The 18186-nt window shown below is 73.9% G+C and carries 16 protein-coding genes; 5 read left to right on the forward strand and 11 right to left on the reverse strand.

The genetic code is table 11. The features are described 5' to 3' along the window. The first annotated feature begins 12 nt into the window (after positions 1-12). The 3 genes from AB0L40_RS04670 to AB0L40_RS04680 are packed head-to-tail and all read left to right on the forward strand — an operon-like array spanning position 13 to position 3245. Positions 13-1149: a sugar ABC transporter substrate-binding protein gene (locus tag AB0L40_RS04670; RefSeq protein ID WP_364349914.1), complete on the forward strand. Its 1137-nt coding sequence runs from the start codon at positions 13-15 to the stop codon at positions 1147-1149. 3 nt (positions 1150-1152) lie between these two features. Next, positions 1153-2001: an ATP-binding cassette domain-containing protein gene (locus AB0L40_RS04675; RefSeq protein ID WP_364349917.1), complete on the forward strand. Its 849-nt coding sequence runs from the start codon at positions 1153-1155 to the stop codon at positions 1999-2001. Further along, on the forward strand, positions 1998-3245 hold the full coding sequence (locus AB0L40_RS04680; RefSeq protein WP_364349920.1) for a sugar ABC transporter permease: 1248 nt from the start codon (positions 1998-2000) through the stop codon (positions 3243-3245). The genes AB0L40_RS04675 and AB0L40_RS04680 overlap by 4 nt, the downstream gene beginning before the upstream one ends. Before the next feature lie 94 nt (positions 3246-3339). Here the strand turns inward: AB0L40_RS04680 and AB0L40_RS04685 are convergent, their stop codons facing one another. The 4 genes from AB0L40_RS04685 to AB0L40_RS04700 all read right to left on the reverse strand — a co-directional run bounded on the left by AB0L40_RS04685 (position 3340) and on the right by AB0L40_RS04700 (position 7859). Then, positions 3340-4800: an isochorismate synthase gene (locus AB0L40_RS04685; protein WP_364349923.1), complete on the reverse strand. Its 1461-nt coding sequence runs from the start codon at positions 4798-4800 to the stop codon at positions 3340-3342. Between the two features lie 273 nt (positions 4801-5073). After that, on the reverse strand, positions 5074-5625 hold the full coding sequence (ilvN, locus tag AB0L40_RS04690) for an acetolactate synthase small subunit (protein ID WP_026912256.1): 552 nt from the start codon (positions 5623-5625) through the stop codon (positions 5074-5076). 14 nt (positions 5626-5639) lie between these two features. Then, complete coding sequence (gene ilvB / locus AB0L40_RS04695) at positions 5640-7334, reverse strand: biosynthetic-type acetolactate synthase large subunit (RefSeq protein ID WP_364349926.1); 1695 nt, start codon at positions 7332-7334, stop codon at positions 5640-5642. A 93-nt stretch (positions 7335-7427) separates the two neighbouring features. Then, a complete protein-coding gene (locus AB0L40_RS04700) occupies positions 7428-7859 on the reverse strand; it encodes a hypothetical protein (RefSeq protein ID WP_364349929.1) in 432 nt (143 codons plus the stop codon). 125 nt (positions 7860-7984) lie between these two features. On the opposite strand from AB0L40_RS04700, the gene AB0L40_RS04705 reads away from it, so the two are divergent. After that, positions 7985-8410, forward strand: coding sequence for a hypothetical protein (locus tag AB0L40_RS04705; RefSeq protein ID WP_364349932.1), 426 nt, complete (start codon positions 7985-7987; stop codon positions 8408-8410). Positions 8411-8413: 3 nt separating this feature from the next. Beyond that, positions 8414-10600, forward strand: coding sequence for a DUF2079 domain-containing protein (locus AB0L40_RS04710; RefSeq protein ID WP_364349935.1), 2187 nt, complete (start codon positions 8414-8416; stop codon positions 10598-10600). A 143-nt stretch (positions 10601-10743) separates the two neighbouring features. On the opposite strand, the gene gatB is transcribed toward AB0L40_RS04710, so the two are convergent. Genes gatB through AB0L40_RS04745 form a run of 7 tightly spaced genes read right to left on the reverse strand, consistent with a single transcriptional unit; the run spans position 10744 to position 18063 of the window. Further along, positions 10744-12231: an Asp-tRNA(Asn)/Glu-tRNA(Gln) amidotransferase subunit GatB gene (gene gatB / locus AB0L40_RS04715; RefSeq protein WP_364349938.1), complete on the reverse strand. Its 1488-nt coding sequence runs from the start codon at positions 12229-12231 to the stop codon at positions 10744-10746. Further along, positions 12228-13733, reverse strand: a complete 1506-nt coding sequence (gene gatA / locus AB0L40_RS04720; RefSeq protein WP_364349941.1) for an Asp-tRNA(Asn)/Glu-tRNA(Gln) amidotransferase subunit GatA — start codon at positions 13731-13733, stop codon at positions 12228-12230. The genes gatB and gatA overlap by 4 nt, the downstream gene beginning before the upstream one ends. A gap of 1 nt (position 13734) precedes the next feature. Further along, the gene (gene gatC / locus AB0L40_RS04725; protein ID WP_364349944.1) at positions 13735-14019 is read right to left on the reverse strand and encodes an Asp-tRNA(Asn)/Glu-tRNA(Gln) amidotransferase subunit GatC; all 285 of its coding nucleotides are present in this window, start codon (positions 14017-14019) and stop codon (positions 13735-13737) included. Further along, the gene (locus AB0L40_RS04730; protein WP_364349947.1) at positions 14016-14987 is read right to left on the reverse strand and encodes a hypothetical protein; all 972 of its coding nucleotides are present in this window, start codon (positions 14985-14987) and stop codon (positions 14016-14018) included. Before AB0L40_RS04730 ends, gatC begins: the two co-directional genes overlap by 4 nt. A 36-nt stretch (positions 14988-15023) precedes the next feature. Beyond that, positions 15024-15728 (reverse strand): hypothetical protein, encoded by a 705-nt coding sequence (locus AB0L40_RS04735; RefSeq protein WP_364349950.1) that lies wholly within the window; start codon positions 15726-15728, stop codon positions 15024-15026. Between the two features lie 40 nt (positions 15729-15768). After that, a complete protein-coding gene (gene folD, locus AB0L40_RS04740) occupies positions 15769-16653 on the reverse strand; it encodes a bifunctional methylenetetrahydrofolate dehydrogenase/methenyltetrahydrofolate cyclohydrolase FolD (RefSeq protein WP_364349953.1) in 885 nt (294 codons plus the stop codon). A 48-nt stretch (positions 16654-16701) separates the two neighbouring features. Then, the gene (locus AB0L40_RS04745) at positions 16702-18063 is read right to left on the reverse strand and encodes a hypothetical protein (protein WP_364349956.1); all 1362 of its coding nucleotides are present in this window, start codon (positions 18061-18063) and stop codon (positions 16702-16704) included. Between the last annotated feature and the right edge of the window lie 123 nt (positions 18064-18186).

Consider the following 18186-nt stretch of genomic DNA (forward strand, 5'->3'; position numbering starts at 1 on the left):
AGGAGAGACCTCATGAGTTCCAAGACGACGCTCCGTACCGCGCTGACCGTCGGCACCCTGCTGCCGGTCGCGCTCGGACTGGCCGCATGCGGCAGCGACGACTCCGGATCGGACTCCGGATCGACGACGGGATCCAGCAGCGGCGGCGGTGGCGGGAAGACCATCGCGCTGCTCCTGCCGGAGTCGAAGACGGCCCGCTACGAGGCACAGGACAAGCCGGGCTTCGAGAAGGCCCTCAAGGCGCTCTGCGCCGACTGCAAGGTGATCTACTCCAACGCCGACCAAGACGCCTCGAAGCAGCAGAGCCAGGCCGAGTCCGCCATCACCAACGGCGCCGACGTCCTCGTCCTGGACCCGGTCGACGCCGAGTCCGCCGGGGCGATGGTGACCCGCGCGAAGCAGTCGAAGATCCCCGTGATCTCGTACGACCGCCTGATCAGCAAGGCGCCGGTCGACTACTACATCTCGTTCGACAACCTGAAGGTCGGCAAGCTCCAGGGCGAGAACCTCGTCAAGGCGCTCGGCACCCCCGCCGGCAAGTCGATCGTGATGATCAACGGCGCGCCGACGGACTCCAACGCCGCCATGTTCAAGAAGGGCGCGCACTCCGTCCTCGACGCCTCCGGCGTGAAGATCGCCAAGGAGTACGACACGCCCGACTGGTCGCCGGACAAGGCCCAGACGGAGATGGAGCAGGCCATCACGGCCATCGGCAAGGGCGGCATCGACGGCGTCTACGCCGCCAACGACGGCACCGCCGGCGGCGCGATCGCGGCCATGAAGGGCGGGGGCATCGACCCGACGAAGGTCCCGGTCACCGGCCAGGACGCCGAGCTGGCGGGCGTGCAGCGCATCCTCGCGGGCGAGCAGTACATGACGGTCTACAAGGCCCCGAAGCCCGAGACCGAGGCCGCCGCGAAGCTCGCGTACGCGCTGGCCACCGGCAAGCCCGCCCCGGCCGGCCTGATCAACGGCAAGACGAACAACGGCTCGGTCGACGTGCCGTCCGTCCTGCTGGACCCGGTCGCCGTGACCAAGGACAACATCAAGGACACGGTCGTCGCCGACGGCACGTACACCGCCGCCCAGCTCTGCACGGGCAAGTACGCCAAGGCCTGCGCGGCAGCCGGCCTCACCGGGACCCGCTGAGCCATGGCCACGCAGACGCAGACCGGCGCCCCCGTGGCGTCGGCCGGCGCCGGACCGCTGCTGCGCCTGCGTGGCGTGACGAAGCGGTTCGGTGCCGTCCAGGCCCTCGCCGACGTGGACCTCGACGTCCACGCCGGCGAGGTCGTCGCCCTCGTGGGCGACAACGGCGCGGGCAAGTCCACCCTGATCAAGGCCATCTCCGGGGTCTCGCCCGCGGACGAGGGCACGATCGAGTGGAGCGGCCACAACGTGAAGATCGGCGCCCCCGGGGACGCCACGCACCTCGGGATCGCGGTGGTCTACCAGGACCTCGCGCTGTGCGACAACCTCGACGTCGTCGCGAACCTGCACCTCGGGCGCGAGACCCGCCGCGGCCTCTTCATGGACGAGATCGCGATGGAGCGCGAGGCGCGCAGCCTGCTCGACTCGCTCGCCGTGCGCACGCTGCGCTCGGTGCGGGCGGAGGTCGGGATGCTCTCCGGCGGCCAGCGCCAGACGGTCGCGATCGCCCGCGCGATGACCGGCGATCCGAAGATGGTGATCCTCGACGAGCCGACCGCCGCGCTCGGCGTGGCGCAGACCGAGCAGGTGCTCGCGCTCGTCGCGCGCCTCAAGGAACGCGGGCTCGGCGTGATCCTGATCTCGCACAACCTCGCGGACGTCTTCCAGGTCGCCGACCGCATCGAGGTCCTGCGGCTCGGCCGCAACGGCGGCTCCTACGCCGCCCGCGCGGACCAGCGGCAGGCGGTGGTCGCCGCGATCACCGGCGTCGCCGAGGACCACCCCGCCGTCGCCCAGGCGAGCCCTCCGGCCCCGGCGGCGCCCACCACCGACCCGGGGACGAGCGCATGAGCACCACCACCCCCACCCCGCCCGCCGCGGAGCAGCACGACCCGACGGCCTCGGCCGTCTCGCTCGAGGCCCGCGACGGCACCCAGACCGGCCTGAAGGCGATCTTCGGCGGCGGCGAGGCCGCGTCCCTGCGCGTGCTGATCGTGCTGGCGCTGATCTGGATCGTCTTCACGATCGCCAACGACCGCTTCCTGACGGCCGGAAACCTGACGAACCTCACCCTGCAGGTCGCGGCCACCGGCACGATCTCCGTCGGCGTCGTGCTCGTCCTGCTGCTCGGCGAGATCGACCTCTCCGTCGGCGCGGTCTCCGGCGTGTCCGGCGCCGTCGTCGGCGTCCTGTCGGTCCAGCACGGCTGGAACGGCTGGCTGGCGATCGTCGCGGCGCTGCTCGTCGGCGCCGCGATCGGCCTGCTGCAGGGCTCGATCGTCACCTGGCTCGGCATCCCGTCGTTCGTCATCACGCTCGCCGGCCTCCTCACCTGGCAGGGCGTGCAGCTGAAGGTCCTGGGCGAGCAGGGCACGATCAACATCACCGACCCGACGATCACGAACCTCGCCAACACGTTCCTGGCCGAGTGGTTGTCGTGGGTGGTGGCGGTGGCCGCGATCGTCATGCTCGTCGGCGGGACCCTCGCGGGCCGGCGCCGCCGCGCCGCCGCCGAGCTCGAGCTCGAGCCCGCGATCCGGGCGATCGTCCGGCTGGCGTCGATCGCGATCGCGATCCTCGTCGCCGTCTACGTGGTCAACCAGGACCGCGGCGTGCCCGTCTCGCTGTGCATCCTGATCGGCCTCGTGATCATCATCGACGCCGTCGTCACCCGCACCCGCTACGGCCGGCACGTGCTGGCGGCGGGCGGCAACGAGGAGGCCACGCGGCGGGCGGGCATCCCGACCCGGCGAGTGAAGACGATCGTCTTCGTCCTCGCCTCGACCCTGGCGGCGGCCGGCGGCGTGCTCGCCGCGTCGCGCCTGCTGGCCGTCAACCAGTCCTCGGGCACCGGCGACGTGCTGCTGCTGGCGATCGCCGGCCCGGTCATCGCCGGCGTCTCGCTGTTCGGCGGCCGCGGCTCGGTCTGGGCCGCCCTGCTGGGTGCGCTGGTGATCGGCTCGATCTCCAACGGCATGGACCTGCTCGCGTTCGAGTCCTCGGTGAAGTTCATCGTCACCGGCGCCGTCCTGGCCGGCGCGGTGATCCTCGACGCGCTGGCGCGGAAGCGCCGGCTGTCGCAGGGACGGAGTTAGGGCGCGGGACGTCTACCGGCCGCGCTCCTCGGCGCGCGGTCGGCGACGACCGGCCGCCGGCAGACGCCCTCTGCGGGTGGTCCGGGATGCTCCGTCAGGCGGACAGGACGGGCAACAAGGCCTGGAGCTTCGTCTCGGTCTCCGCCAGCTCGGCGGCCGGGTCGCTGCCCTCCACCACGCCGACGCCCGCGTAGCAGCGGGCGAGCTCCGGCTCCAGGAGGGCGGAGCGCAGCGCGACGGAGAAGTCGCCGTCGCCCGCCGCGTCGATCCAGCCGACCGGGCCGGCGTACCAGCCGCGATCCAGGCCCTCCAGCGCGGGGATCAGCGGCAGCGCGGCGGGCTCCGGGAAGCCGCCGACCGCCGGGGTCGGGTGCAGGCGCTCGACGAGGTCGAGCACGCCGACCGACGACGCGAGGTGCGCACGGATCGGCGTGGCGAGGTGCTGGGCGCTGGCCGCCTTGACGACCTCGGGCCGCGGGGCCGCCGTCGTCCAGATCGCGAGGTCGTCGAGGCGCGCGAGGATGCGGCGGACGACGATGGCGTGCTCCTCGCGGTTCTTCGCGGAGCGCAGGAGGTGCTCGCCGAGGTGCGTCTCCACCGCCGGGTCGCTGCTGCGGCCCGTCGTGCCGGCGAGCGCGAGCGTCGCGACGCGGTTGCCGGCGCGGCGCACGAGCAGCTCGGGCGTCGCGGCGATGAAGGTGCGGTCGCCGCGGCCGACGGCGAGGACGGCGCACCCGTCGTAGGCGTCGCGCAGGACCCCGAGGACCGCGCCGGCGTCCGGCACGGGGCGTCCGGCGACCTGGACCTCGCGGGCGAGGACGATCTTCTCGAACGCCCCCTCGCGGATCATCCGCACGCCCGACGCCACCGCGTGCTCGTAGTGCGCGGGCGGCAGCGCCGAGACCACCCGCGCCTTCTGCACCGGATCCGGATCGAGGAGCAGCGGATGCCCCGGGAGCACCTCGTCGACCCGCGCGAGCGTCCGGGCGACCAGCGCCTCGGGGTCGTCGAGCGGCGCGACGCGGACCGCGATCGTCGCCCGGACCCGACCGTCCCGGCCGGCGAGCGCGAGCAGCGGCACGACGAGGGAGGCCGCCGCGAAACCGTCCCACGCGGGCGTCCGGCCGCCGTCGTCGGCGAACGAGAAGCCGCCCACGGCGACGAGTCCCTCGGCCTCGGCACCCAGGCTCGGATCGCACGCCGCGTCCGCCGCGAGCGCGCCCCAGGCGCGGGCGACGGCCCCGAAGCGCGAGGGGCCCGAGGCCTCCAGCGTCTCGACGGCACCCAGCGTCGCAAGCACCTGGCCGCCGCGGTCGCGCTGCCCGTAGACCGACCACGGCTCGCCGGTGCGGCGGGCCGTCGTGATCGTGCCCATGGCGTCGAGCCCGTCCGGCGCGTCGACCGTGATCGCCGCGAGGACCGGGCGATGGCTGCGCTGCGCGCGGCGCAGCGCCGTCCGGGCGTGGCGCAGCAGGCGGTCGCGGTCCGCGACGGCCAGCGGGACCGCCCGGGAGCGATCGGCGCTGCGGGCCCCGGAGACGACCGTCGTAGGCACCCTGGGATCATCCCACCCACGGGGCCCTCCGTCCGCGCGCGCGGTCACAGGAGTCGAGTCGCGCAGGCTCAGGAGACGCCGGCACCGCGTGCCCGTCGCTGCATCGCGCCGACGTGGACGCGTGCACAGGCCCCTGCCGCTCGGCCGCCCGCCGCGGCCGCTCCTGGTCTCACACGCACGGTCGATCCGTCTGGAAGGGAGGTGGTCGTGATTCCCTCGGTCCTGCCGAGGAATGGTCGACCACGTCCCGTCAACCCAGGACGACCATCGGTCTCAGGTCTCCTCGCGGCCCCGCGAGATCGCGACCTCGCCGGTGCGGATCATCTCGACGAGGCCGTAGGGGCGGACGAGCTTCTCGAACGCCTCGATCTTGGACCGCTCGCCGGTGATCTCGGCGATGATCGACTTCTTCCCGATGTCGACGATCTTGCCGCGGAAGACCTCGGCGAGCTCGCGGATCTCCGAGCGCGTCTGCGGGTCGCAGGAGACCTTGAACAGCGCCAGCTCGCGAGCGACCGTCTCGGCCGGCTGCAGGTCCTTGATCTTCAGGACGTTGATCAGCTTGTGCAGCTGCTTGGTGACCTGATCGATCGGCTGCGAGGCGCCGTCGAGCGTCAGCGTGATGCGGGAGATCCGCTCGTCGTCGGTCGGGCCGACGGAGAGCGTGTCGATGTTGAAGCCGCGGCGCGTGAAGAGGCCCGAGACGCGCGTCAGCACGCCCGGCTTGTTCTCGACCAAGACGGAGAGGACGTGCTTGCGGCCGCTGCGGACCGAGCCCGCCGCGTGCAGGTCGTCCAGGGAGAGGAGTTCGTTCGTGTCGACCATGGTGTCCCTTTCGCTCAGCCGACCATGTTCCGGGCGGCCTCGCCCGGGGCGATCATCGGGTAGACCTTCTCGTCGCGGGTGACGCGGACGTCGATGAACGCCGGGCCCTCCGCCTCGAAGGCGGCGCGCAGGTCGTCCTCGAGCGATGAGGACTCCGTCAGGCGCAGGCCGCGGATGCCGTAGGCGTCGGCGAGCTTCACGAAGTCCGGGAAGGCCTCCTCGCCGCCGAACGTGTGCATGTCGACCTGCGAGTAGCGCTCCTGCCAGAAGAGCTCCTGCCACTGGCGGACCATGCCGAGGTAGCCGTTGTTCAGGATCACGACCTTCACCGGGATGTTCTCCTGGCGGATCGTCGCGAGCTCCTGGATGTTCATCTGGATCGAGCCGTCGCCGGTGACCACGACGTTGAGCTTGTCCGGCATGCCCATCTGGGCGCCGATCGCGGCGGGCAGGCCGAAGCCCATCGTGCCGAGGCCGCCGGAGTTGATCCACCGGCGGGGCTCGGGGTAGTGGTAGTACTGCGCCGCCCACATCTGGTGCTGGCCGACGTCGGAGGAGATGATCGCGTCGCCGCCGGTGACGTTGTAGATCGCCTGGATGACCTGCTGCGGCTTGATCTCGCCGTTCTCGCCCGGCTCGTAGGTGAGCGGGTGGCGCTCCTGCCAGGTGTGGATGCGCTGCCACCAGGCGTCCATCCGGCTCTTGTCGGCGTCGAGCTGGCGGTACTCCTCCAGCAGCTTCGGGAGGATCTGCTTGGCGTCGCCGACGATCGGGATGTGCGCCGGGATGTTCTTCGAGATCTCGGCGGGATCCACGTCGATGTGGATGTACTTGGCGCGCGGGGCGAACTCCGAGAGCTTGCCGGTGACGCGGTCGTCGAAGCGGCAGCCGATGGCGACGAGCAGGTCGGCCTCGTCGACCGCGTAGTTGGCCGCGCGGGTGCCGTGCATGCCGAGCATCCCGAGCCACTGCGGGTCCGGCGCGGGGTAGGCGCCGAGGCCCATCAACGTCGAGGTGATCGGGAAGCCGCCGTAGCGGACGAGCTCGCGGAGCGCGTCCGACGCGTTGGCGGAGACGACGCCGCCGCCGGTGTAGAAGACCGGGCGGCGAGCCGCGGCCAGAGCGCGGGCGGCCTGGCGGATCTGCTTGGAGTTGCCGACCAGGCGCGGCTGGTAGCCGGGCAGCTGGACGTCCGTGACCGGCTCGTAGTTGATGTCGGCCTTGGTCAGATCCATCGGCAGGTCGACGACGACCGGGCCGGGGCGCCCCGTGGAGGCGATGTGGAACGCCTCGTGGATCGTGCGCGGGATCTCGCGCGGGTCCGTGATCAGGAACGAGTGCTTGACCGCCGGCATCGTGATGCCGATCGTGTCGGCCTCCTGGAAGCCGTCGGTGCCGAGCAGCTCGGTGCGGACCTGGCCCGTGAAGAACACGACGGGGACCGAGTCCATCATCGCGTCCATGATCGGCGTGACGAGGTTCGTCGCGCCGGGGCCGGACGTGCCGAACGCGACGCCGACCTTGCCGGTCGCCTTCGCGTAGCCCTCCGCCGCGTGGCCGGCGCCGGCCTCGTGCCGGACCAGGACGTGGTGGATGCCGGCGTCGTAGAACGCGTCGTACGTCGGGAGGTTCGCGCCACCCGGGTAGCCGAATACGACGTCCACGCCCTCCGCCTTCAGGCACTCCATGATCGCGTCGACCGCTCGCATAGCCCGTCCTCCTCCCCGACTCGTCCTCAGGGACCCGTTGAAAGCACGAGGCCGTCCGGGTCGGACGGCCACAAGGGTCGATCGTAGCAGCGGTTACGTGCCGCCCGCGGGCGCGGGAGCGTCGGCGTCCGCCACCTGCTCGTACGGGTTCTCGGCGCGCTCGTAGGGGCTCGCGTCGTCCTCGTCCTCCGCGGCGGGGTCCTCGAGCGCCCGGCCGTCGGGGCCGAGCGCGACGACGGAGCCCGCGACGGAGCGGAAGCGGACCTCCGGGAACGCCAGGTCGGTGCCGCAGCCCATGCACATGGTGTCGGTGATCGGCAGCAGCCGGCCACACCCGTCGCACTGCCGGCGCTGCTCCGTTCGGTGCCCCGGGTAGACCACGGCGGCGATGAAGCCGAAGAGCGGCAGGAACGCCGCGATGAAGAACCAGAGCAGGAACGAGCTGCCCTTGGACCGTCCCTGGAGACCTCCCGCCACCCCGAAGAGGACGCAGATCGCGAGGAAGAAGGCGAATGATCCGTCCACATCAATAGCCTACCTCGCTCCGATCGGTCCACCGGGGGCCGGTCGCCGGAGCCGCACCGAAGGACACGACCACGTTCCGCTGGGACAGCCTGAAGGACCCGTCCTCCGCCCTCCTGGGCGAGCGTGTGCTCGTCGCCGCGCCCGTGTCGCCGTTCGCGCGACGGGCGCCGGGCCGCGGGGCCTGGGGGCACGAGCCGCTGACGGGCGCCCAGGTGCGCCTGCTGGTGGTGACCGCGTCCCGTGTGGCGGTGCTGCTGCTCGACCGCGACGTCGGCGGCCCGCACCTCTACCGGCCGATGCAGATCGAGATCGCCGTGTCCCGCGACGAGGTCTGCGGGATCGAGATGGGCGCCCTGCGCCCGTCGCGCCGCTTCACCGTCGTGCTGACCGAGGGCCGTTCCTGGCACCTCGAGGTCACGACGTTCGGCCGTCGGCTCTGGGGCCCGATCATCACGGAGCTCGGGCAGGTGCACCCGGGGACCGCCGACGCCCACCAGCGCGCCGACGGGGCCTCCGAGAGCCAGATCGTCTCGCCGGACGCCCGCGCGTAGCCCGTGCGGACGCTGCGGATCGCCGCGCGGCGCCCGCGCGACCCCGGGCTCGTCGTCGTCCTCGTGGCGGCGGCGCTGCTGTCGCTCGCCTACGCCGTCTGGGCCTGGCAGCGCCACCGCTGGTACCTGACGTCCGGCTACGACCTCGGGATCTTCGACCAGGCGACCCGCAACCTCGCGCACCTGCGCGCCCCGGCGTCGTCGCTGCGCGAGGTCCCGAACCTCTGGGGCGACCACTTCCACCCGATCATCGTGCTGTGGGGGGCGCTGAAGGTCCTCTGGCCCTCCCCCGTCGCCCTGCTCGCGTCCCAGGCGGTCCTCGTGGCCGCCGCGATGATCCCGCTCTACCTGCTCGCCCGCGACCGGGCAGGGATGCTGGCGGGCGTCTTCCTGGCGCTGGCGTACGGCACGTCGTGGGGCGTCCAGCGGGCGATCGACTTCGACGTCCACGAGCTGGCGTTCGCGCCCGCCCTGCTGGCGTGCGCGGTGCTGGCCGCCGACCGCGAGCGGTGGCGCTGGTTCTGGGTCTCCGCCGTGCTGCTCCTCTGCGTCAAGGAGGACGTCGCGCTGGTCGTCGTCGCGCTCGGGCTGTGGCTCGCGCTGGAGGGCGAGCGCCGACGCGGCGCGATCGCGATCGTCGCCGGGCTGGCCTGGTTCGTCCTCGCGACGCGGTGGTGGATCCCCGGGCTCGGGGTCCAGGAGTTCACGTACTGGTCGTACTACCGCTTCGGGCAGGACGCCCCGAGCGCCATCGGGGCCGCCGTGACGCACCCGTGGCGGCTCGTGACGGTCGCGGTCGACCCGAAGGTCAAGCTCGACACGATGCTCGCCCTCGTCGCGCCGTTCCTCGTGCTGACGCCGTGGCTGACGCGCCTGGCCGTCCTGCCGCTCCCGCTGTTCGCGGAGCGCTTCCTCTCGGACCAGGACGTCTACTGGGGCACCTCGTTCCACTACTCGCTGCTGCCGACGATGACGCTCGCGATCGCGTCGGCGGGCGGGATCGCCACGGTCCGGCGCGCGCTGGAGCGGCGAGCCGCCGTGCTCGGACGGGCCGGCGCAGCGCCGTTGCGCACCACGCCGGAGGCGGTGGTGTCGACCGCTGCTTCGTCCGAGGCCGCAGGGATGCCGGCGGCGCTGCCCCAGCCCCCAGGGGCGCCGGCGGCTCCGCCCGAGGCCGGAGACGCGCCGGCGGCGCTGTCCGACGGCGCCCAGCCTCGAGGCGGCGCCTCGGGGCCGGCCACGGCGCAGCGTCGGTGGTCGGCAGCCGCTCGGCTCGCCCCCGCCGTCCTCGCCGGTGCGGGCCTCATCGCCGGCACCGTCGCGTGGTTCCCCGTCTACGGGCACGGTGCCGCGTCCGACGGCCCGCCGCTCGCCGCGCTGGCGACGCTCCACACCCCGCCGCGTATCGTCGACCGCCACGTCCTGGACCGGGTCGTCGCCGCCGTGCCGACGACGGGCTCGGTCGCCGTGCCACGCACGATGCAGCCGCACCTGACCGAGCGCGATCAGCCCGTCCACCTGCTCGAGAGCCGGGACGTCGGCCACACGCCCCACGTGACGACGGACGACAACGTCGTCGTCGACCTCACCGACCCCGCACCGGACGCCGTGGCGCTGCCGGAGCGGGTCGGGGTGGTGGTGGACGCCACCGACGCCCGGCTGGCCCGCGGCGGCCTCGTCCCGGTCTGGGGCGACCCGGAGGGCTGGGTCGTCCTGCGCTCGCCGTCCGCCCCGGGCGGCACTCGGGTCGACCCGGCCCTCGGCGTGCTGCCGGTCGGACCGGCCCGGGCCCTGCGGGCCGCCGCGAACGCCTGGGGCCGCACGCTCCGAGCCACCGCCGCCGACTGCGCCATCACGTGCACCTCCGCGGCGAAGGTCCGGCTCGACGCCGCCGGGACCGCGCTGGACGCCGCGGTGACGCGCGCCGCCGGCGCGTCGCCCGGCGTCTGCGCCCCGATCCTGCGCGGGGTCGCGGGATCGGGCACCGAGCTCCTGCGGCGCCGGGCCGCGATCACGGCGGCCCCCGGCGACCCGACGGCGCGCGTCCAGTACCGCGACGCCGTCGAGGGCCGCCTCTCGGGCGCCGTCCGGCGGGCCGCGATGGTCTGCGCGCCGGGCGCAGGGCCTCCGGGCCGCGGGCTCCCGGCGCCCCCGGCGGCACCGGGGACGACGACCGCGCCGGGCGCCTAGCCGCCGCAAGCCGCGGCGCGGGCGTGCGAGGGTGCTCGTCGGGGCTCCCGGCCGCGCCGGGAGCCCCGAGCGTGCACTGCTCCCTCCCGAGCAGGGAGAACCGCACTCTCGAACGCGAACCGGAAGACGTCGCGTCTTCCCCGCTACAGCCCCAGGATCTCCCGGGTGATGCGCGTGACCTCGCCGCCGTCGGCACGGCCCTTGGTCTCCTTCATCACCGCGCCGACGATCGCACCGATCGGCTTCATGTTGCCGGTCTTCAGCTTCTCGACGACGTCGGGATTCGCGTCCAGCGCCGCCTGCACGACGGGGCGCAGCTCGTCCGCACCGCCGACGGCCGCGAGGCCCTTGGCCTCGACGATCGCGGCGGGGGATCCGCCCTCGGCGACCAGGACGTCGAGCACCTGCTCGCCGGCCTTGCGGTTGATCGTCTTCGCGCCGACGAGCGCCACGAGCTCGGCCAGGGCCTGCGGCGTCACCTTCGACTGCGCCGGATCGGTGCTCGTGTCGTCGTCGGAGCCGTCCTCGTCGCGGCGCAGGGCCTCGAGCCGGCGGACGAGGTCGTTCCCGATCCAGTTGGCGACCTGTTGCTGGTCGACCGGGACGCCGTTCGCACCTCCCGCTTCCGCCGCCGCCAGCGTGGCCTCGAAGTAGTCGCCCAGGGCGCGCCGGAAGGCGAGCAGGCGGGCGGACTCCTCGTGCAGGCCCAGCTCGCTGCGGAAGCGCTCGGCACGCTCCAGCGGCAGCTCGGGGACGGACTGCAGGGCCGAGGCCAAGAGCTCCGCGGGGACCGCCACGGGCGGCATGTCGGGCTCGGGGAAGTAGCGGTAGTCGTGCGAGCCCTCCTTGGACCGCAGCGACGTGATCGACCCGGTGCGCGGGTCGAAGTGCAGCGTCTCCTGCTGGACCCGCTCGCCCGCCTGCACCAGGGCGGTCTGGCGGGCGACCTCGGCGTTGATGCCCTGCTCGATGAACCGGAACGAGTTCATGTTCTTCAGCTCGGTCTTCGTGCCCAGCTCGGTGTCGCCCACGGGGCGGATGGAGATGTTGGCGTCGCAGCGCAGCGACCCCTCCTCCATGTTCACGTCGGACACGCCGAGCTGGCGCAGGGTCTCGCGCAGCAGCCGCAGCCAGCTGGAGGCCTGTTCGGCGGAGCGGATCTCCGGCAGCGTGACGATCTCCGCCAGCGGCGTGCCGCCGCGGTTGTAGTCGACGACGGAGCTCGTCGAGCCGCCGATCCGGCCGGACGCGCCGGCGTGCGTGAGCTTCGCGGCGTCCTCCTCGACGTGGACCCGCTCGAGGCCGACGTCGCCCAGCCGGCCACCCGCGACGAGCGGTTCGTCGAACTGGCTGATCTGGTAGCCCTTGGGCAGGTCCGGATAGAAGTACGACTTGCGGTGGAAGACCAGCCGCTGCGCCAGCTCCCCACCGAACGCCGCGCCGATCATCAGGCCCAGGCGGATCGCCTCGGCGTTGACGACCGGCAGCGTGCCGGGCATGCCCAGGCAGACGGGGCACGTGTGCGTGTTCGGCGGGTCGCCGAAGACCAGCTCGCAACCACAGAACATCTTCGTCTTCGTCGCCAGCTGGACGTGGATCTCCAGGCCGATGACGGTCTCGTAGGCGGTCATGCCGCGTCCTTCCCGGCCGCGGCCGGAGCAGCGGGCGCCCCGGACCCCGTGCTCCTCGCCGGAGAGGCGTCGAACGCGAACGCCTGCTCCAGCGCGTGGGCGGCGTCCAGGATCCGCTGCTCGGAGAACGCCGCGCCCGACAGCTGCAGGCCGACCGGCAGGCCCTCCGACAGGCCGCACGGGATCGAGATCGCGGGCACGCCGGCCAGCGACTGCGGCAGCGTCGTGACGTCCGCCTGGTACATCGCGACCGGGTCGTCGGTGCGCTCGCCGAGGCCCCAGGCCACGGTCGGGCTCGTCGGCGTGGCGATCAGGTCGACCTGCTCGTGGACGACGGCGAAGTCCTCGACGATCTTGGTGCGGACCTGCTGCGCGCGCCGGTAGTAGGCGTCGTAGAAGCCGCTGGAGAGCGCGTAGGTCCCGAGCATGATGCGGCGCTTGACCTCCGGGCCGAAGCCGTCGTGGCGGGTCTTCGTGTACAGCTCGACCAGGCCGCCGTCGCCGATGTCGGCGCGGTTGCCGTAGCGGACGCCGTCGAAGCGGGCGAGGTTCGAGGAGGCCTCGGCCGGGGCCAGCAGGTAGTAGGCCGCCAGCGCGTGGCGGGCGTGCGGGAGCTCCACCTCGACGATCGTCGCCCCGAGCGACTCGGCGGTCTGCAGCGCGGCGTCGAAGGCGGCGCGGACGCCCGGCTCGATGCCCTCGCCCAGCAGCTCCGTCGGCACGCCGATCCGCACGCTGTCGAGGCGCTCGGCGGTCGGCAGATCGATCTCCGGGGCGTTGCCCGGCCAGCCGATCGACGTCATGTCGTTCGCGTCGGCGGGGCCGGTCATCGCGCGGAAGATCGCGGCGGCGTCCTGCACGTTGCGGGTGATCGGGCCGGCCTGGTCCAGCGACGACGCGAAGGCGATCATCCCGTAGCGCGAGACCGAGCCGTACGTGGGCTTCAGGCCGACGACGCCGCAGAGCGCGGCCGGCTGGCGGACGGAGCCCCCGGTGTCGGTGCCGATCGCGGCGGGCGCGAGGCCGGCGGCGACGGCGGCCGCGGAGCCGCCGGACGATCCGCCGGGGACCTTCGTGCGGTCCCACGGGTTCAGGACCGGACCGAACGCGGAGTTCTCGTTGGACGAGCCCATCGCGAACTCGTCCTGGTTGGTCTTGCCGAGGATCGTCGCGCCGGCGTCCTGCAGGCGCGCGATCGACGTCGCCGTGTAGGGCGGCAGGTAGCCGCGCAGCAGGTTCGAGGCCGAGGCCGTCGGGACGCCCGTGACGCAGAAGAGGTCCTTGACGGCCAGCGGGACGCCGGCGAGCGGCCGGTCGGTGCCCGGCGCCTCGTCGCGGTCGCCGAGCCCGGACTGCAGGTCGTCGGCCAGCCACGTGAAGCTGTTGGTGTCGTCCGCGGCCGCGCGATCGCGGTAGGCGGTGAAGAGCTCGTCCTGCGAGAGCTCGCCGCGGCGCAGGGCCGCGGCGGCGTCGACGACGGAGAGGGAGATCGGGTCGGTCATGTCAGGCCTGGGGGCTCGGGACGCGGAAGCCGTCGTCGGAGGCGTCGGGCGCCTGGTCCAGCGCGATGTCGCGCGGCAGCGACGGGCGCGGCTCGTCGGCCCGCAGCGGGCTGCGCTCGACGAGGACGTGGGCGGTCGGCTCGACGCCGTCGAGGTCGAGCTCGCCGATCGTCTCGAGGTGGCCGAGGACGGCGGAGAGCTCCCGCGCCATCGGCTCGATCTCGTCGTCGTGCAGCTCCAACCGGGAGAGCGTGGCGACGTGGAGGACGGTGTCGCGGTCGATCATGCGGTCCCGATGGTAGAGGCGGACCGGGGACCGGGGTCAGCCGGTCCGGGCCGGAGGGGCCGACGCGCGTCCGCCGTCGCGGTGGCGAGGAGGATGCGCACGACGGTCGCGACGCCGACGATCACGAGGACGACGAGCGCCACCGGCGGCGCTCCGACCGGGCCGACGGTCGCCCCGCCACGCCGGGCCGTCGCGAGCCCCGCGAGCCCCGCGAGCAGGCCGACCACCGCGAGCTCCAGCCACGGATGCCCGAGCGCACCCCATCCGGCGTGCTCGACCCCGTTGACGGCGAACCGGGCGTCGACCGGGCAGGAGTCCATCGCGTACCCACCACCGACGATCCTCGGGCGGGCGTGCGCGCAGGCCGCGGTGCCGTCGAGCGAGAACGTGGCCAGGAACGCCGAGACGGCGACGGCCACCGTCCCGACGGCGAGCAGGACGCCACCGGCCCGGACGCGCCCCGGTGGCGGGAGGGCGTCCCGCCCGCGGAGGACGACGATGCCCGCGACGGCGACCACGAGGCCGAGGAGCCCGACGAGCGCACCGACGCCCGGCGACGGCCGGCCCTCGAACACCGACGGGACGATGTCGTCGGTGGCGAGCGTCGACAGCACGCTCTCGAAGGGTGCCTCCGGGCGCAGCACCGTCGCACGGAGGACCGTGAGGACCAGCACCGCCGTCGTCACGGTCCCGAGCACCCGGAGGAGCGGGCCGGACGCGGCGGACCCTCGGAGGCTCACCGGCACCGCGACCCACACGCCGATCCCGACGACGGCGAGCAGCTCGATCCACGGGTGGCCCAGGTGGCCCCAGCCGGCCGGTACCGCGATCCGCGCGTGCACCGACAGGTCGCGCAGACGGGCCCCGTACTCGCCGTCGCGTCCCCAGTCGAGGACCAGCGAGCACGCGAGGGCCAGCAGCGCGAGCCCGAGCAGGACGCTGCCGCCCCGGCGACGTCCGTCGCTCACGGCCCGGCGCGTAGCGGGGACGGCGTCCCCCAAGGCTCAGCGCGCCCGATCGGCGGAGTCGGTCGCCGCGTCGGCCGCGTCGGCCGGCGGGCCCGGATCGACCGCGCCGGGGTCCTCGGCCACGGGTCGCGGTGCGGGCGTCGCCGGCCGCAGCGGCGGGACCTCGCGCGGGGCCGGCGGTACGACGGCGCTCTCGGCCGCGCCGGAGCGGTCGTCGGCCATCGCGATCCACGAGCCGACGAGCAGGAGGACGAGCGCGAGCAGCCCGATCCAGGCGCCGAACGCGGGCGAGAGATGTGCCTCGGCCTGGCTGAGGTCCGTCGCGCTGTCGGTCGTCGCCAGCGTGCTGATGATCGAGCCCGAGCCGAGGTCCGTGACGCGCGGCGACGGGGTGAAGACCAGGACCCGGAGGACGGTCAGGAGGAGCACGAGCGCGGCGACGCCGACCCCGACCACGACGCTGATCACGGCCCCGAACGTCGGGCGGCCCGCGCCGGCCCGGGCGGCGAACGCGATCGCCACGATCACCGCGACCGCCGCGACGACGAGCAGCTCGATCCAGGGATGCCCGAGATAGCCCCACCCGTGCTGCGTCGAGCCGAAGACCGAGAACGACGCCGAGCCGCCGGAGGGGGCGCTGATGCGGTCGATGTCGAACCAGCGCAGGAACAGCGAGACGACGAGCAGCACGAGGCCGACGATGGCCACCTGCTCGCCACGCCGCAGGCGCCCGAGGCTCACGCCCGGACCCCTGATCGCCCGCCGACCCCGGCGACCGGGCTCATCCGGCCGCGCCCCCCGCCTGGATCCGCGCCGCCCGCAGCGTGTTGGCGAGCAGCTCGGCGATCGTCATCGGGCCCACGCCGCCGGGGACCGGCGTGATCGCGGCGGCGTGCTCGGCGGCCTCAGCGAAGTGGACGTCGCCGACGAGCGAGGACGAGCCGTCCGTCGGCGCGGGGTCGCGGCGGTTGATGCCGACGTCGATCACCGTGGCGCCGGACTTGACCCAGGAGCCGCGGACCATCTCGGGTCGGCCGACGGCGGCGACGAGGACGTCGGCGCGGGCGCTGACGGCGGCGAGGTCGGCGGTGCGGGAGTGGGCGATCGTGACCGTGGCGTTGGCCTGGAGCAGCAGCTGCGCCATCGGCTTGCCGAAGAGGTTCGAGCGGCCGATCACCACGGCCTCGGCGCCGGAGAGCTCCGTGCCGGCGTGCTGCAGCAGCCGAATCACGCCGGCCGGCGTGCACGGGACCAGTCCCGGCAGGCCGAGGGCGAGCCGGCCGGCGGAGGCGACCGTCAACCCGTCGACGTCCTTCTCCGGCGCGATCAGGTTGGTCAGCTCGACGCCGTCCAGGTGGCCGGGCACCGGCAGCTGGCAGAGGATGCCGCTGACCTCCGGGTCCGCGTTCAGGCGCTCGATCAGCGCGACGACCTCCTCCCGGGGCGCGTCGGCGGCGAGGCGGTGGTCGAAGCCCTTGATGCCGACCTCGGCGCACGCCCGCTGCTTGCCGCCGACGTAGACGGCGCTGGCGGCGTCCTCGCCGACGAGGATCGTGGCGAGTCCCGGGGGCCGTCCGTGCTCGGCGACGAACGCCGCGACCTCCGTCGCGACCTCCGTGCGGACCTCGGCCGCGACCTGCTTGCCGTCGATGATCGTGGCGCTCACGTCGGTCAGGCTAGCCGGTGCCTCGGCGCGGGTGCCGGGTGGCGCGCCCTATCGGCGCCGGGCCGGGGACGGCGACCACGTCGCCCGGACGTCATCCGCCCGAGGCTGGAGCGTGACGCTCGCCGCCCCGTCGTCCGGGGTCCAGCGCAGCGTCCGGCCGTCGAGCGCCAGGCCCGGGCCGCCGATCTCGGCCTCCCCCACGGACCGGACGCCGCCGGCGTCCCGCACCCAGACCGTCGACGGCGAGCCCGTGTGGTCCTCCAGCCAGGCCGCGGCGCCGTCGACGACCAGCGCGCTCACGCGTTCCCCCGGCTCCGCGTCCGGGGAGCCGAGGACGCCTGAAGCCTGGAACGTGCGCCCCGAGACGGTGTCGGTGACCGCGGTCTGCTCCGACGAGCGGGGGTCGTCGGAGTTGGGGTCCTGTCCGGAGCCGTCGGTCTGGGCGATCGCGAGCGAGCCCGCCCGGACGATCCGGCAGACGCAGTCGAACGAGCTGCCGTAGCGGTCCGCCGAGTCGTACTCGTCGAACGTCGCCAGGACCCGGTGGGTGTCGGGCCGGTAGAGCCAGAGGATGTGGTGCTCGTCCATCTCGTCGCCCCAGCCGAGGGCGCGACCGGAGGTGATCCGCAGGCACCACCCGCCGAGGGCACCGGCGGGATGGCTGTTGACGGCGCCGTCGTCGCCGCGGCCCGAGCAGGCGCCGGGGTGCCCGCGCCGGAAGGCGACGAGTCGGGCGGACGAGTCGGTCGCGTCCGTGGTCAGGACGTGCGCGTCGTCGAAGAGGACCAGGTCGCCACGTCGTGGTGCAGCACGGATCAGCGTGCGGACCCGACGACCGGGAGCGGAGACCCACGTCCGGTCGGTGTGGCCGTGCAGCAGCGTCCACAACACGACCCCGTCGCTGGTCACGGCGATCCGTGGATCGAACGCCGCCCGCCGGGGGAGGCGCTGCGTGCTGACCGTCCGGACGCGGCCGACGACGCCACGACGGCCGAGACGGGCCACGTGGATGCGCCCCCGTCGCCCGGGCCGCCAGGTCCGCCAGGCCACGAAGCGTCCGGTCCAGGCCATCCCGCCGATCCGCTCGCCAGGGGCCAGCGACGGGCCCACGTCCAGGTACGGCCCCCGGTACCGGTGGAGCGTCAGCAGGCCACGGCCGTCACGACAGCGCCCGACGGTGAGCTCCTCGTCGGGGATGGTGGGCCCGAGGCGCCAGCCGTCCGGCAGGCGCTCGTCGTCGAACGCGCCGGCCACGTCCGCCGGCCACGAGATCCCCAGCGCGGGTATCCGCAGGCCGCTGGTGTCGTACGCGCCCTCCCCGTCGATCTCCGTCGCCGGCGTACGGCACGCGGCCGAGGCGACGGGAGCCCCGGCTCCGAACGCCACGACGAGGAACGCTGCGACGAGCATCGCGGCCGCGAGCGGCTGCGACCAGCGCGGTGACGAGAGCCCTGCTCCGCCTTCCGCCCCGGAAGCTCCGACCGCAGGGGCCGAAGCCCGGGCCCGACGTTCGCATACACACCACACACGCAG

It is taken from the genome of Patulibacter sp. NPDC049589 (assembly GCF_040675535.1).
In the GTDB taxonomy this organism is placed as follows: domain Bacteria; phylum Actinomycetota; class Thermoleophilia; order Solirubrobacterales; family Solirubrobacteraceae; genus Patulibacter.

Excerpts from the sequence above, each read along its gene's own strand:
- AB0L40_RS04745 (WP_364349956.1), bottom strand. The coding sequence starts at position 18,063 with ATGCTCGTCGCAGCGTTCCTCGTCGTGGCGTTCGGAGCCGGGGCTCCC.
- ilvB (WP_364349926.1), bottom strand. The coding sequence starts at position 7,334 with ATGCGAGCGGTCGACGCGATCATGGAGTGCCTGAAGGCGGAGGGCGTG.
- gatC (WP_364349944.1), bottom strand. The coding sequence starts at position 14,019 with ATGATCGACCGCGACACCGTCCTCCACGTCGCCACGCTCTCCCGGTTG.
- gatB (WP_364349938.1), bottom strand. The coding sequence starts at position 12,231 with ATGACCGCCTACGAGACCGTCATCGGCCTGGAGATCCACGTCCAGCTG.
- AB0L40_RS04675 (WP_364349917.1), top strand. The coding sequence starts at position 1,153 with ATGGCCACGCAGACGCAGACCGGCGCCCCCGTGGCGTCGGCCGGCGCC.
- AB0L40_RS04680 (WP_364349920.1), top strand. The coding sequence starts at position 1,998 with ATGAGCACCACCACCCCCACCCCGCCCGCCGCGGAGCAGCACGACCCG.
- ilvN (WP_026912256.1), bottom strand. The coding sequence starts at position 5,625 with ATGGTCGACACGAACGAACTCCTCTCCCTGGACGACCTGCACGCGGCG.
- gatA (WP_364349941.1), bottom strand. The coding sequence starts at position 13,733 with ATGACCGACCCGATCTCCCTCTCCGTCGTCGACGCCGCCGCGGCCCTG.
- AB0L40_RS04670 (WP_364349914.1), top strand. The coding sequence starts at position 13 with ATGAGTTCCAAGACGACGCTCCGTACCGCGCTGACCGTCGGCACCCTG.